Origin of the sequence: Alloyangia mangrovi, assembly GCF_002300555.2 — a bacterium.
Classification (GTDB): domain Bacteria; phylum Pseudomonadota; class Alphaproteobacteria; order Rhodobacterales; family Rhodobacteraceae; genus Salipiger; species Salipiger mangrovi.
The window spans coordinates 1-13,925 of the sequence record NZ_NTHN02000020.1 but is presented as its reverse complement, the minus strand read 5'-3'; the positions used below and the strand labels follow the sequence as shown (position 1 = coordinate 13,925).

Annotated in this window: 14 protein-coding genes and 1 pseudogene; 4 read left to right on the top strand and 11 right to left on the bottom strand. The window is 67.4% G+C overall.

The annotated features are described in order from the left end of the window. Position 1: 1 nt before the first annotated feature. The 5 genes and pseudogenes from CLG85_RS12375 to CLG85_RS12355 form a co-directional block, all read right to left on the bottom strand. Positions 2–982, bottom strand: a complete 981-nt coding sequence (locus CLG85_RS12375; protein ID WP_095881902.1) for a TRAP transporter substrate-binding protein — start codon at positions 980–982, stop codon at positions 2–4. A gap of 99 nt (positions 983–1,081) precedes the next feature. Further along, a complete protein-coding gene (locus tag CLG85_RS12370; RefSeq protein WP_260348991.1) occupies positions 1,082–1,279 on the bottom strand; it encodes an oxidoreductase C-terminal domain-containing protein in 198 nt (65 codons plus the stop codon). 146 nt (positions 1,280–1,425) lie between these two features. Beyond that, positions 1,426–2,322 (bottom strand): annotated as a pseudogene (locus CLG85_RS12365) (NAD(P)/FAD-dependent oxidoreductase); the annotation flags it as partial. Beyond that, complete coding sequence (locus CLG85_RS12360) at positions 2,256–2,579, bottom strand: 2Fe-2S iron-sulfur cluster-binding protein (RefSeq protein WP_095881900.1); 324 nt, start codon at positions 2,577–2,579, stop codon at positions 2,256–2,258. The gene CLG85_RS12360 and the pseudogene CLG85_RS12365, both read right to left, overlap by 67 nt. Positions 2,580–2,613: 34 nt before the next feature. Continuing rightward, the gene (locus CLG85_RS12355) at positions 2,614–3,789 is read right to left on the bottom strand and encodes a cytochrome P450 (RefSeq protein WP_095881899.1); all 1,176 of its coding nucleotides are present in this window, start codon (positions 3,787–3,789) and stop codon (positions 2,614–2,616) included. A 124-nt stretch (positions 3,790–3,913) separates the two neighbouring features. Between CLG85_RS12355 and CLG85_RS12350 the strand changes: the two genes are divergently transcribed. After that, complete coding sequence (locus tag CLG85_RS12350; protein WP_224848787.1) at positions 3,914–4,816, top strand: LysR family transcriptional regulator; 903 nt, start codon at positions 3,914–3,916, stop codon at positions 4,814–4,816. A gap of 16 nt (positions 4,817–4,832) precedes the next feature. Here CLG85_RS12350 and CLG85_RS12345 read toward each other — a convergent pair whose 3' ends face one another. Further along, on the bottom strand, positions 4,833–5,378 hold the full coding sequence (locus tag CLG85_RS12345) for an MT-A70 family methyltransferase (protein WP_095881898.1): 546 nt from the start codon (positions 5,376–5,378) through the stop codon (positions 4,833–4,835). A 127-nt stretch (positions 5,379–5,505) separates the two neighbouring features. Beyond that, positions 5,506–6,156 carry a winged helix-turn-helix transcriptional regulator gene (locus CLG85_RS12340; RefSeq protein ID WP_235865370.1) on the bottom strand — a complete coding sequence of 217 codons (651 nt, stop codon included), beginning with the start codon at positions 6,154–6,156 and terminating at the stop codon, positions 5,506–5,508. 91 nt (positions 6,157–6,247) lie between these two features. Between CLG85_RS12340 and CLG85_RS12335 the strand changes: the two genes are divergently transcribed. Further along, complete coding sequence (locus tag CLG85_RS12335) at positions 6,248–6,682, top strand: VOC family protein (protein ID WP_224848795.1); 435 nt, start codon at positions 6,248–6,250, stop codon at positions 6,680–6,682. A gap of 19 nt (positions 6,683–6,701) precedes the next feature. Here the strand turns inward: CLG85_RS12335 and CLG85_RS12330 are convergent, their stop codons facing one another. The 4 genes from CLG85_RS12330 to CLG85_RS12315 form a co-directional block, all read right to left on the bottom strand. Beyond that, positions 6,702–7,739, bottom strand: a complete 1,038-nt coding sequence (locus CLG85_RS12330; RefSeq protein ID WP_224918328.1) for a LacI family DNA-binding transcriptional regulator — start codon at positions 7,737–7,739, stop codon at positions 6,702–6,704. A 39-nt stretch (positions 7,740–7,778) separates the two neighbouring features. After that, entirely contained in the window at positions 7,779–9,275 is a 1,497-nt protein-coding gene (locus tag CLG85_RS12325; protein ID WP_095884173.1) for a tripartite tricarboxylate transporter permease, read from the bottom strand. 10 nt (positions 9,276–9,285) lie between these two features. After that, complete coding sequence (locus CLG85_RS12320) at positions 9,286–9,705, bottom strand: tripartite tricarboxylate transporter TctB family protein (protein WP_095884174.1); 420 nt, start codon at positions 9,703–9,705, stop codon at positions 9,286–9,288. 77 nt (positions 9,706–9,782) lie between these two features. After that, positions 9,783–10,832 carry a type 2 periplasmic-binding domain-containing protein gene (locus CLG85_RS12315; protein ID WP_095884175.1) on the bottom strand — a complete coding sequence of 350 codons (1,050 nt, stop codon included), beginning with the start codon at positions 10,830–10,832 and terminating at the stop codon, positions 9,783–9,785. A 249-nt stretch (positions 10,833–11,081) separates the two neighbouring features. Here CLG85_RS12315 and araD point away from each other — a divergent pair, with 249 nt between their 5' ends. Next, the gene (araD, locus tag CLG85_RS12310; protein WP_260348989.1) at positions 11,082–12,824 is read left to right on the top strand and encodes an L-arabinonate dehydratase; all 1,743 of its coding nucleotides are present in this window, start codon (positions 11,082–11,084) and stop codon (positions 12,822–12,824) included. Positions 12,825–12,852: 28 nt separating this feature from the next. Next, the gene (locus tag CLG85_RS12305) at positions 12,853–13,749 is read left to right on the top strand and encodes a dihydrodipicolinate synthase family protein (protein WP_260348987.1); all 897 of its coding nucleotides are present in this window, start codon (positions 12,853–12,855) and stop codon (positions 13,747–13,749) included. Positions 13,750–13,925: the final 176 nt, after the last annotated feature.

The following is a 13,925-nucleotide window of genomic DNA, read 5'->3' as shown; positions in this document are numbered from 1 at the left end:
ATCACTCGCCCCGCATCGCGGCCAGTGCCGCCGCGCCGCCGACCTCGGCGACATAGGCGTCGGTCACCTGCGCCAGCGCATCGTCGAAGGCCTTGCTCTGCGCCGCGTCGAGATCGTTGACGGTGATCTCGCTCGAGGCCCGCGCGGCGTCGAGCGCCTCGGCCGCGGTGGCCACCCAGGCCTCCTCGGTCTGCTTGGAGATCGCCTCGCCCTTGACCGCGTCGAGCGCCGCCTTGGCCTCCCCCGAGAGCCCGTCGTAGACCGGCTTGTTCATCACCGTGTAGAAGGTCAGCCGCCCGAGGTTCGGCCCGGTGGTGACGCTCGAGACGACCTCGCTGAGCTTGAAGTCCGACAGCACCGAGGCGCCGCTGACCAGCCCGTCGATCAGCCCGGTCTGCAGGCCGTTGTAGACCTGCGTCATCGGCAGCTGCACCGGTGTCGCGCCAAGCGCTTCCATGGCCTCGGCGGCGATCGAGCCTGCGACGCGGATCTTGAGACCCTTGAGGTCGCCCGGGCTGGTGACCTGCTTGTCCTTCATCATCAGGATGTTCGGCTCGGCGCCCCAGAGGGCGATGGCCTCGGTCATCGGGAACTCGGACTTCAGCTCACCCTCGTAGGCGCGCCAGAGCGCGGCATAGCCCGGCTGGTCCAGCGGCAGCGCGCCGGGCAGTTCGAGGATCAGCGTCTTGGGGAACTGCGACGAGGTGTAGCCCGGCAGACCCCAGCCCATGTCCGCCGTGCCCTGCACGATGCGCACGTATTGGTCCGCGGGGCCCGCGCCCAGCTCGCCGCCGTGGAAGGCGCGCAGGGTCACCGCGCCCGAGGTGCCCTCGTCGATGGCCTTGGCCAGCGGCTCGATCTGCGCCTCGGTGATGGTGTGGAACGGCGGTGCCCAGTTGGCGTATTTCAGCTCCTGCGCGCCAGCGGTGGCTGCCAGGGTGACGGCAAAGGCCGCTCCCAAGGTGACTGATGCGATCTTCATGGTTCTCCTCCCGTTTGAACCTTTGTCTTTCAGGTGCCCTGCCCGTCCAAAGCCGGTGCACCCCGCCGCCGGTCAGGCGGCAAACCGTGACCGCCGCCCTCAGGCGGCGATGACCTCTTCCAGCACCGAAAGGTCCGCCGCCGCGCCCGAGGCCAGCAACCGCCGCGCCTTCATGTGCACCCGCGCGTTGTTGACGGTCTCGACCGCGGCAAGGCCGCGCGCGTCGAACCGGGCAACGACCCCCTCGGAGACGACCTCCTCTGTCGCCCCCGGACCGGCGTAGCCGGCGATCTGCAATTTCTGATCGCCCTGGTCGACCAGAACCAGGGCAGCGCGGCGTAGTCCGCGGTCTCTCCCTTGGCAATGCGCGCGGCGATGAGCCGGGCATGATCCGTGGCCGCCTGCACGCTCTCGAGCCGCACCGGCGCGCCGGTGCGTGGATCGGGGAAACAGGCGACATCACCGAGCGCGAAGATTGCCGGATCCGACGTGCGCAGCCCCGCGTCCACCATCACCCCGTTGGAGATGACCAGCCCTGCCGCCTCGGCCAGTTCGCTGTTGGGGCGCACCCCGGCGGCCAGCAGCACGAACTCCGCCGCCACATGCGCGCCATCGGCCAGCGTCACGCCTTCGGCATCCACGGCGATGGCGGGCTGGCCGAGGTGCAAGCCCACGCCCTGCGCCCGGTGCCAGCGCGCGAAATGCTCCGACATGGCCGAAGAGACCGCGCGACCCATCAGTCGCGGCGCAGCCTCGATCACGCTGACCTCATGGCCGAGCTTGCGCGCGACCGCGGCGAACTCGAGCCCGATGAACCCGCCGCCGATGACCGCGATGCGCTGCGGATAGGCGAGCACCATGCGCAGCGCCGCCGCATCCGCCAGCGTGCGCAGATCCAGCGCGCGCTCCAGCCCCGCGATCGGCGGGCGCAGGTTGCGCGTCCCGGTGGCGAGGATCAGGTGTTCATAGGGCAGGCGCCGAGCGCCGTCCGGCCCGCTCACCCGTACCTCGCGCGCGGTGCGGTCGATCTCCTCGGCGCGGGTCTGCGGCAGGTAGCGCACCTGCTTCGAGGTAAAGAAGCTCTCGGGCCGCAGCGCGAGCGCGTCGGCATCGCCCTCGAGCAGGTAGGCCTTGGACAGCGGCGGGCGCTGATAGGGCAGCCCCGGCTCGGCACCGACCAGCGTCACCGCCCCGGCGTAGCCTGCCTGGCGCAGGCTGATCGCGGCCTGCAGACCGCCCTGCCCGGCCCCGAGGATCAGGACCCCCGGCTGGCTCAAAGCTGTTCCTCGGGCAGGTGCACCACCAGCCCGTCGAGCCCGGGCTGCAGCCTGATCTGGCACGACAGGCGCGAGCGTTCGGTCACTTCGTCCGCGGCACCCTCGAGCATCTCCTCCTCGTCCGACGAACGTTCCCCGGTGCGCTCTGCCCAGGCCTCGTCGACGTAGCAGTGGCAGGTCGCGCACATCATCGAACCGCCGCATTCGCCGACAATCCCGTCGAGGTCGTTCGACACCGCCGCCTGCATGACGCTGGTGCCCTCTTCGGCCTCGATGGTGGTCGCGGTTCCGTCTTGTGCGACGTAGGTCACCTTGATCATCTGTCTCTCCTCCTGGATTTGCGCCTGGCCGGGCTCAGTTCAGCACCACCGGCAAGTTGATCGGGCCGCGGAAGCCGAAGCCCTTCCAGATCACCGCCTCCGGGTCCGGCAGCGTCATGTTCGGGAAGCGGTCGAACAGCATGGGCAGGATGATCTTGCCCACCGTCCGCCGCGCCACATGCGCGCCGGCGCAATGGTGCGGGCCGTTGCCGAATGCCTGATGCGGGTTCTTGTCACGGAAGACGAAGAAATTCTCGCCGTCCTCGTAGATCTCCTCGTCGCGGTTGGCCGAGGCCTGGACGGTCATCACCGTGTCACCCTTGAGGATGTCGCAGCCACCCAACTCGGTGTCCTCGAGCGCCCGGCGCGAGCTGACCTGGATCGGCGCGACCCAGCGGATACCCTCCTCGAAGGCCTTGTCCCAGGCCTCCTGCGCGCGCACCTCGGCGAGTTGGTCGGGGTTGGTCAGCAGCCCGTATACGATGGTCGCCAACGCGTCCCGCGGCTCGTTGATGCCGCCGCCGATGGCGATCTTGATGTTGGAATAGATCTGGCTCATCGGGATCGGGTCGTCGGCGTTGAGCATGACCGAATAGGCCGAGCCGTCCGGCTCGGCGCGGCGCTTGGGCTCGAGCGCGGCAAACAGCGCATCCATCTCGTCATTCGCCGCATCGGAAGCGGCAAAGAGCTCGGGCTTCCAGCCGAAGTTTCCGGCCCCGTCGATCAGCACCTGCGACCAGCGCTGCATCTGCTCGTCATTGGCCTCGGGGATGCCGAGGATATGCGCGAGAATGCGCGCCGCCAGCGGCCCGCAGAGCTCGGAGAAGAGATCGACCGTCTCGCCGCGCGGCAGGCGCGCGACGTACTCTTCGGCCAGCTGCTCGTAGAGCGGGCCCCAGTCGGTCTTGATCATCTTCGGCGTCAGCGCCTTGGAGATCGCCTTGCGCTCTACGAAGTGGGCCTGGCCGTCCTTGCGCATCAACGTATGCGCCCGGAAGGCCGGCTTCATCGGCGTGTGCGGATCGTCGCTGCTGAAGAGCTCGGGATTTTCCTTCACCGCCTTGGTCAGCGCAGCCTTGGTCAGCAGCGTGCGGCCGGTCGCCGCGACCCGCAGCACGGGGCTTTCGGCCCGAAGCCTTCGGTAGATCGGATAGGGATCCGAACTCAGTTGATCGAGGGTGATCGACTCGTCGAGCGGTGCTAGTGCCATGAACTCCTCCCAAAGCTCTCCTCCGGAAGCTGAATAGAAGAAGTGGGGCTTGCCGATCAATGCGATGGAATGATTAACTCCCATCAAATAATTTGATGCTCAATCCGCAGTTGAAGGAAAGCCCATGCCGCCGCCCCCGCCGAACCCGGCCAGCATCGATTTCGCCGCGCTGAACCTGCTGCGCGTGGTGCATGAGCTCGGCTCCTTCACCGCCGCCGCCGAGAAACTGAACGTCAACCAATCCGCGGTCAGCTACACGATCGCCAAGCTGCGCGCCTGCTTCCAAGATCCGCTGTTCGTGCGCGAGGGCGGGCGACAGGTGGCCACCGAGCGCTGCGAGGATATCCTTGCCCGGTCGCTGCAGATGCTCGGGATGCTCGACGAGATGCTGCAGCCCGACGCCTTCGAGCCCGGGCAGGCGACGCAGAACGTGACCATCGCCTGCAACTACTACGAGCGCATGCTGATGATCCCCGGCATCGTCAGCGCGATCCGGCGGCACGCACCGGGGATGACGGTAAAGGTGATCAGCTCGCTGGGCGACGGGCACCTTCGGTTGCTGCGGCGCGAGGCCGACGTGCTGATTGGCCCCTTTGCCCGCGCCGAGTCGGGCTTCCATTCGCGTCGCCTCTATTCCGAGGAATACGCCTGCCTGATGGATGCAGCGCATCCGCTCGCCGGGGCGAGGCTCGACGCCGACACCTACCTGTCGCTGAACCACGTGCTGATCGACTACGGCGCGGGTTGGCAGTCGGCCTACCTGCGCGAGCTGGAAGCGGCGGGACACAGGCTCCTGCCGACCATCACGACGCCGAGCCCCGCCGGCCTGGGCACGCTGATCTCGGGCTCGGATCTTGTGGCCACCATCCCGCGGCGGCTCGGCGAGGGGAATTTCGAGGATCTCAGGGTGACCGACTGCCCCTTCCCGGGGGCTTTCGATGTCTCGCTGGTCTGGGCCGCGCATACCAATGCCTCGGCGATGCACCGCTGGCTGCGCGACCTCATCTGGACCGCCTGCCGCGGCTGACGGCAGGCCCCTCGCCTCAGGCCGCGTCCGCGCTCCAGACCGTCCAGCCCTCGCGGCTGCCGCGGCCGAAGAGTTCGAGGAACGGCCCCCAGCTGCAGCGCTCGATGAGACCGTATTGCGCGTCGGGCTTCAGCGCCAGGGCAGGATCGCCGCCCTCGCCGGGCTGGATGAAGTTCACCGTGCTGCGCGCCGGCGCCAAGGTCCGCACGTTCTTGCCCCGGATGCCGAAGAGCAGAAGCGCGGTGGCATCGGTGAAGATCTCCGGCCCTTCTTCGCCCTGCAGATCCGAGGACTTCTGCCAGACGATGTTGCTGGTGTACTTGAAGCCCCAGGATTGCAGCAGCTTCATCCCCTCGGGCAACAGCGCGTTGGGCACCCAGAGATAGCAATGCGCGCGGTCTTCCATGTGCTCGGCGACCGGCAGCGCGCAGAGGTCCTCGAAGGCGCCCCCGCCGAGGCTCTCCGCCGGGCGATCCCGGAACGGATCCGCCAGGACGCATCCGAATTTCTGCCCCTCGAGGAAGGCGGTCAGCTGGGTCGCGGGGCGCGCAGAGTCATCCATCGGTCATGTCCTTGTTTCGCAGCCCCGGTATCTTGGGAATGGCCCGGAAAGTCGACCCTTGATCCACCGCGACACCGCGTCGGAAGCCGAAGGTGCAGCCCGATCGCAGCACCCAGCCGGGCGGGCGCTAACGCGGCAGCGTGAACAGATCGATGAAGGCCCGCATCATCGCCGGATCGCCCTCGGCGCGCACTCCAGCCTTCTCGGGCGGCGTCTCGCCGTAGAAAACTGCGGCAAGTTGCGGCGCCGAGGCAGCTTCGAAGTAGAGGTCGGGCGACGGGGGCTCCCCACGCGTCACCGGCATCGTGCCCTGCGCAAGCCGGGCGGTGAAGCGCGCGCTGCCGATGGCGAAGGCCGCCACAACCTCCATTTCCCGCGCCGCGACCGGATCGAGCATGGTCCGCAGCGAGAGCATGAAGGAAACCGGCGAGAGCGGAAGCGTCGGGTCGTGCATCGGCGAGGCGGCGGCCCAGCGGCCAAGCGCCTGCAGGACCGGCTCGGCGGCGTAGCCCCAGTCCGTCAGCCCGTAAAGCTGCGCCGGCGAGGGCTCGGGGGCGGTCTCGCGGGCGATCACCGCGTTCGCTTCAAGCCCGGCAAGACGTTCGGTCAGCACCTTGGCGCTGATCCCCGGCAGGCTGGCGCGGAGATCGCTGAAGCGGCGCGGCCCGAGCATCAGCTCGCGCACCACCAGCAGCGCCCAGCGTTCCCCAAGCAACTCGAGCCCGAAGGCGGAGCCGCAGGCATCGCCGTACCAGCGCCCATGGGGGGATTTCGCCAACTGAGTTACATTAGGTGACTTAATAGTTGCTTTTTGTAACTCCTAGGGCGTAGCCTGTCCACAGGAAACACGCGACTCGGGAGGACACGCGATGTCACAGATGATCTTCATCAACCTGCCGGTGGCCGACCTGGACCGGTCCGTCGCCTTTTACGAGGCGATCGGCTTCACCAGGGATGCCAAGTTCAGCAATGAGCTTGCCGCCAGCATGGTGCTCTCGGAAGAGATCCGGGTGATGCTGCTGACCCACGGCTTCTGGTCCAACTTCACCGACCGACGCCGGGTCGACCCGGCCACCGAGGCGCAGGTTCTGCTTTGCATCAGCCGCAAGGACCGGGCGGCGGTCGATGCGATCACCGAGGCCGCTGTCGCGGCCGGCGGCACCGCCGACCCCTGCCCGGCGCAGGATCACGGCTTCATGTACGGGCGCAGCTTTGCCGACCCCGACGGGCACATCTGGGAGCCCATGTGGATGAGCGCCGAGGCGGTCGAAGCCGGCCCAGCTGCGATGAGCGAGGCGGGCTGAGCGCCACGGGCGGCCCCGGTCACGCCGATTGGCGCTCGACGATCTCGAAGCCGAGGTCGATGACCGAGGGGCCGTCGCCCGCGCCTTGCAGCCGTGCCAGCATGGCCTGCGCGGCGGCACGGCCAAAGGCCGCCATGTCGACCCGCACCGTGGTGATGCCGGGCTCGACCGTAGCGGCGAAATCCTGATCGCCGAAGCCGATCACCGCGATCTGCCCTGGCACGTCGAGCCCCTGGGCCCGCGCCTCGATCAGCACACCATGCGCCAGCAGATCCGACGAGCAATGCACCACGCCGCCGGTGAAGCCCTGCGCCAGCAGCCCGCGCAGCCCGGCGCGGCCGTTGGCCAGCGAAGCTTGCGCATCGAACAGCATCTTCGCGACCGGCGCGCCGCCGATGCGCTCCCACTCGCGGGCAAAGGCCTCGCTGCGCCGCCGGGCGCGCTCGTCCCCGGCCGAGACCACGCCCGCCTGCGGATAGCCCTTGCGCCGGGCATATTCAGCGGCGGCCCGGCCGGTCTCGGCATGATTGAAGCCGACGCAGAAATCGATGGGGCTGTCGGTGATGTCCCAGACCTCGGCCACCGGGATCTCGGCTCCGAGCAGCATCCGGCGCGCCTGCGCGCTGTGGTGGATGCCGGTCAGGAACATCGCGTCTGGCCGCCGCGACAGGTGCGCCGCGATGAGCTTTTCCTCGTCCTCGGGGCCGAAGCCCGTCTCGGAGAGCAGGATCTGGTAACCTGCCCCGCGCATCTCCTCGGAGAAGGCCTTCACCATCGAGGAATAGACAATGTTGGTGATCGAGGGCACCAGCGCCGAGATCAGCATCGACTTGCTGGAAGCCAGCGCCCCGGCCAGCGCGTTCGGCACGAAGCCGGTCTGGGCGATCGCCTCCTGGATCTTGGCCAGCGTCGCGGGGGAGACCTTGGAGGGATCCGACAGCGCGCGCGACACCGTCACCTGACTGACGCCAGCCAGCCGTCCCACCGTCTCCATGGTGACGCCGCGGCCCTGCCCTTTCCGGGCCGCCCGCGGCTTTTTCGCTTGATCGTCATTCATCGCGCGCATCTTTGATCCAGCCGGTGCCGGGCGCAAGCCTCAGACGGGCTCTTCCGCGACCTGCCGGTTCTTTTTCGCCATGAGCACCGCCCCTGCCACCGAGCCGATGATCAGCACCCAGAGGATCACCGCGATCCAGCTCTTGGTGAAGAAGATCGTCACGTCGCCGAAGCTCTCGAGGCTCTTGATGAAGTAGATCTCCGCCGACGGCCCGAGGATGAAGCCGATGATGAAGGGCGCGACCTCGAGCCTCAGCTTGGTGAACAGCCAGCCCAGCACCCCGAAGATCAGCAGCGTCCAGACGTCGAACATGATGCCATAGTTGATCGTGTAGGCGCCGATCACGCACATCATCAGGATCACCGGGAAGAGGATGTGCTTGGGGATGGTCACCACCAGCGCGAAGTAGCGGATGGCGAAATACATCATGGCGAACATCGCGATATTGGCGATCAGCATGGCGATGATCATCGCGTCCCAGGTGCCCGGGTTGTTGCCGATGAAGAGCGGGCCGACCTGGATGCCCTGGAGGGTGAAGGCGCCGATCAGCAGCGCGGTCGTCGAATCTCCCGGGATGCCGAGCGACAGCAGCGGCACCAGCGCGCCGCCGGTCAGCCCGTTGTTGCCCGACTCCGAGGCGATGATCCCCGCCGGCTCACCCTTGCCGAAGTTCTCCGGGCGCTTCGAGAAGGTCTTGGCGTTGGTGTAGCTGATGATCGAGGCCGCCGAGCCGCCGACGCCGGGCAGGATGCCGACGAAGGTGCCGATCAGCGAGGAGCGCAGCAGGTTGAAGCTCTCACCCTTGAACACCCCGAAGGAGAAGCGCGTGTGCTTACCGACCTTGACCTCGCTCGCCGAGTGCCCCTTGGGCACGCCGATCTCGGCCTGCTCGAGGATCGCCGCGAGGCCGAAGAGGCCGATCAGCACCGGCAGCAGCGAGAATCCACTCTCCAACCAGTATTCGGTCCCCGGCGGCACCAGCCGCAGTTCACCATTGCCCCCGCGCGAAATGTCATAGGTGCCGATCAGGCTGACGAAGATCCCCAGAACCCCCGAGAAGATGCCCAAGAGCATGTCCGACGAGAGCGCCGCCATGACAGTGAGCGCGAAGAAGATGATCAGGAATTTCTCGACGTAGGAGAACTTGATGGCGAAATCCGCCAGCGTCGGCGCGAAGAGATCGAGCACCAGCAGCGAGATGAGACCGCCGACCAGCGACGAGACGATGCCGATGCGCAGCGCCTTCTCGCCCTCGCCCCTCTGGGCCATGGGATAGCCGTCAAATGTGGTGGTGATCGAACTTGGCGTGCCCGGGATGCCAAGCAGGATGGCGGGCACCAGCCCGCCCGAGATACCGCCGACGTAAAGCCCGAGCAGCAGCGCCAGCCCGTTGTCGAGGCCGAGCGAGTAGGTCAGCGGCAGGCAGACGGCGACGGCCATGGTCGCGGTCATGCCGGGAATGGCGCCGAAGATGATGCCGATCAGCGTGCCGCCGACGATCAGCGAGATGAAAAGAGGAGTGATGATCTCGAACATGACGGCTTCCTCAGGGCAGGGTCAGGAAGAGCGGATAGGTGAAGAGCCACCACACGAAGGTCGGCCCGACCAGCGCGACGATGAGCAGCGGCAGCACCTGCCGGATCCCGCGCTCGTGCATGAACAGCAGGCCGGTCGCGAGCAGGTAGGGGATCGAGCACAGCAGGAAGCCCATGCCGGTATTGGGCCAGATGTCGCCCACGGGGACCATCAGCGAGAAGTAGAGCAGCGTCAGTGCCAGCGCGCCGAGGAAGCGCGGCTTGTCCATGGCTGACCAGGTGCGGCACCAGGTGCCGCCAGCGGCGGCGATGCGCGCGCGGTCGCGGATCACGATCGCCAGCCCGAGCAGGCCGAGAAGGATGGCGATGAGCGTGGGGAAAATCAGGTGCGACGTGTCGAAGTCGATGGTCACACGGGTCAGGTCGCCCATTGGGTCCTCCCTATGGGGTGCGAAAGTCTGCGGCGCCGGCCGAGGGCGTCCCGGCCGGTCCTTGGGTCACAGGGCTATCAGGAGCCGGACGCGATGTCCTCGATCACCGTCTTGTAGGTGTCGCGCTTCTGGGTCAGATGCGCCCGCGCGTCCTCGGTCGACAGGTAGTTGGGGATGAAGAAGGCCGCTTTCTGGCGCTCCTGGATCTGCCCTTCCTCGAAGATCTCGGCCAGCGCGCCGTCGATGGCGTCGATCACCTCCGGATCCATGTCCTTATTGAACAGGAAGAAGAATTCCTTGTCGAAGGTGAAGTCCTCGCTGTCGCTCACCGGCACCGAGGTCTCGGGGCTGGCATAGCTGAGCATGTCGTCGCGGGTGGTGCCGCCCATTCCCGCCTCGGGAGCCTGTTCGAGCGTGCCGGGGCGCGCGGTGATCCAGACGAAGCGCATCGCCTTCTCGTCCGAGGGGTCGAGCTGGGTGAACTGCTCGTTGGCCTGGATCGAGCCGTTGATCACGTCGGCCAGATCATCCCACATCGCCTGGTTCTTGTCGGACTGCGAGCCGGTGTTGACCGCGACGATGTTCTCTTCCGAGCCCGGCGCGCGCAGCTTGGCGGCGTTTTTCAGCGCCGAGAAGCCGATCTCCGACACGCCGCCCGGCTGGATGGCGACCCGCACGCGGGTGCCGGCCTCGGCCGCCGCGAGGATGTCTTCCATCGTCTGATAGGGGCTGTCGGCGGGCACCAGGTAGGCGTTGCCCGGGTTGATCGCCACGGTCGGGCCAACCGCGTAGTTGGCGAAGGGATCGTCGTATCCGGACACCCCGTAGAGGTTGCCGAGGTAGCTCTGGTCATGGAAGATCATGATGGTGGTGCCGCGCTTGTCGCGGCCGAGCGCCTTGAAGGCCTCGGATGCGCCGACGGCGTCGACCTTGATGTTGATGCCCAGCTTCTCGGACAGCGCCTCGGCGACGATGGCCGAGTTCTGGTAGGTGTCGCCGCCGGTCGACTTCGAGCCGATCACCATGCGCATGTTGCGCGGCAGGTTCTGCGCCTCTGCCGCCAGCGGGGCTGCGAGCATGGCCGCGGCGGACGCTGCGGCAAGAAGGGTTCTGCGGGTAAATTTCATCGTTTCCTCCCGATGGGCCGCTTTGCGGCCGGCTATCTCGTGGCCGGGCGGTCTCCTGTCTCGCGCCCGACTTGCGTGGCCATACGCTATGTAAGCGCATACATTGTTGAAGACCACATCCGCGCGCCTCCTGTCAAGGATTTCCTCCAGTCGAGGATTTCACGCAGGATTCACCTTCAATTGCTTGACGCTTGATTGTGTATGCGCATACACCCACAGCAAGAGACCGCGATGAGACGGAGGAGAATCATGTCGCACAAGCACCGCAAGACACCGGAACAGCTGCGCTCCGCGCGCTGGTTTGCGCCTGATGACCTGCGCAGCTTCGGGCATCGCTCGCGGATGATGCAGCTCGGCTATGCCGAGGAGGATTTCCGCGACAAGCCAATCATCGGCATCCTCAACACCTGGTCAGAGCTGAACTCCTGCCACAGCCATTTCCCCGAGCGCGTGAAGGACGTGAAACGCGGCGTGCTGCAGGCGGGCGGCCTGCCGGTCGAGATGCCCGCGCTGTCGGTGGACGAGAGCTTCACCAAGCCGACCTCGATGCTCTACCGCAACATGCTGGCGATGGAGACCGAAGAGCAGATCCGCGCCCACCCGCTCGACGGCGTGGTGCTGATGGGCGGCTGCGACAAGACCACGCCGGGGCTCGTCATGGGCGCCATCTCGGCAGGCGTGCCCTTCATCTTCCTGCCCGCCGGGCCGATGCTGCGTGGCAATTACGCGGGCAAGATCCTCGGCTCGGGTTCGGATGCCTGGAAGTACTGGGACGAGCGCCGCGCCGGCAATATCACCGACGAGGAATGGCTCGGCCTGCAGGGTGGCATCGCCCGCTCGGCCGGCACCTGCATGACCATGGGCACCGCCTCGACGATGACCGCGATCACCGATGCCATGGGGCTCAGCCTGACCGGCGCCTCGTCGATCCCCGCCTCGGATTCCGGCCACCAGCGCATGGGCGCCGACTGCGGCCGCCGCGTGGTCGAGATGGTCTGGGAGGACATGACCCCCGAGCAGATCATCACCCCCGCCGCGGTGCAGAACGCCGCGAAGGTCGCCATGGCCACCGGCTGCTCGACCAATGCCGTCGTCCACCTCATCGCCATGGCCCGCCGCGCCGGGGTCGACCTGACGCTCGACCATCTCGACGCGCTCGGTCGGATCACCCCGCTGATCGCCAACGTCCGCCCCTCGGGCAAGGACTACCTGATGGAGGACTTCTACTACGCCGGGGGCCTGCGCGCGCTGATGAAACAGATGGACGAGATGCTCGATCTCTCCTGCGTCACCGTCACCGGCCGCACGCTCGGCGAAGAGATCGCCACCGCCGAGGTCTACAATGACGACGTGATCCGCCCGCTGTCGAACCCGGTCTACCACGAGGGCTCGCTGGCGCTGCTGCGCGGCAACCTCTGCCCCGACGGCGCGGTGATCAAGCCCGCCGCCTGCGATCCCAAGTACCACGTGCACGAGGGGCCGGCGCTGGTCTTCGACAGCTACCCCGAGATGAAGGCGGCGGTGGATGACGAAAACCTCGAGGTCACCCCCGACCACGTCATGGTGTTGCGCAACGCCGGGCCGCTCGGCGGTCCGGGGTTCCCCGAGTGGGGCATGCTGCCGATCCCCAAGGCGCTGATCAAGCAGGGTCACCGTGACATGCTGCGGATCTCCGACGCGCGCATGTCGGGCACCTCCTACGGCGCCTGCGTGCTGCATGTGGCCCCCGAGAGCTTTGTCGGCGGGCCGCTGGCGCTGCTCAAGACCGGCGACATCGTGCGGCTCGACTTGCCGAACCGCAGCCTCGACATGCTGGTGGACGACGAGGAAATCGCCCGCCGCAAGGCCGCATGGACGCCGCCGGAGCCGCGCTTCGAGCGGGGCTGGGGCTACATGTTCTCGCGCCACGTGACACAGGCCGACAAGGGCTGCGACTTCGACTACCTCGAGCGCGACTTCGGCCGCGCCGCCGGTGAGCCCGACATTTTCTGAACCCGACAGTTTCCGAGAAAGGACCGACATGCTCGATCTCGACACCGCCCTCGCCGGCATTTCCGGCATCCTCGTCACCCCCTATGACGAGGCGGGCGAGATTGCCCCGGCCAAGCTCTCGCCGATCATCGACCGTGCGCTTGGTGCCGGGCTGCACATGCCCGTGGTCAATGGCAACACCGGCGAGTTCTACGCGCTGACCACCGACGAGGCCTGCGTCATGGCCCGCGAGGTCTGCGCCATGGTCGACGGCCGCGCGCCAGTGCTGGCCGGCATCGGCCGCGGCATCCGCGATGCCTGCGCCTTGGCCAAGGCCAGCGCCGAGGCCGGCGCCACCGCGCTGATGATCCACCAGCCGCCCGACCCCTTCGTCGCGCCGCGCGGTACGGTCGACTACGTCAAGGCCATCGCCGACGCGTCGGGCGGGCTGCCGATGATGCTCTACCTGCGCAACGACGCGATCGGCACCGGCGCGATCGCCGACCTCTGTGCCGTGCCGGGGGTGAAGGGCGTGAAATGGGCCACCCCGAACCCACAGAAGCTCGCCGCCGCCAAGGCCGCCTGCGATCCGTCCATCACCTGGGTCGGCGGTCTTGCCGAGGTCTGGGCACCGACCTTCTACGCGGTGGGCGCGCGCGGCTTCACCTCGGGGCTGATCAACGTCTGGCCCGAGCGCTCGCTGGCGATCCATGCCGCGCTCGAGGCGTCGGACTACGTCGAGGCCAACCGGCTGATCGGCGAGATGCAGGCCTTCGAAGACATCCGCGCCGAAGAGCTGAACGGCACCAATGTGACCGGCGTGAAGGCTGCGCTGCAGGCCACCGGGCTCGACTGCGGCGCCACGCGCCCGCCCTCGGCCTGGCCGCTGACCCCGGCGCAACAGGACAAGCTGCAGGTCTTCCTCAAGACCAACGGCCTGATCTGATCCACCCGTGGGGCGCCGACCGGCGACCCCGAAACCTCCCCTGCCCCCGAAAGGACCTTTCCCCATGGACGGCGCGACCCCGATCTTCACCCCGCACGGCAAGCACCTGATCGCGGGTTCGTGGGTGGCTGGCGAGACCAGCTTCACCTCCGAGCCGGCGCATGGCCCGAGCCACG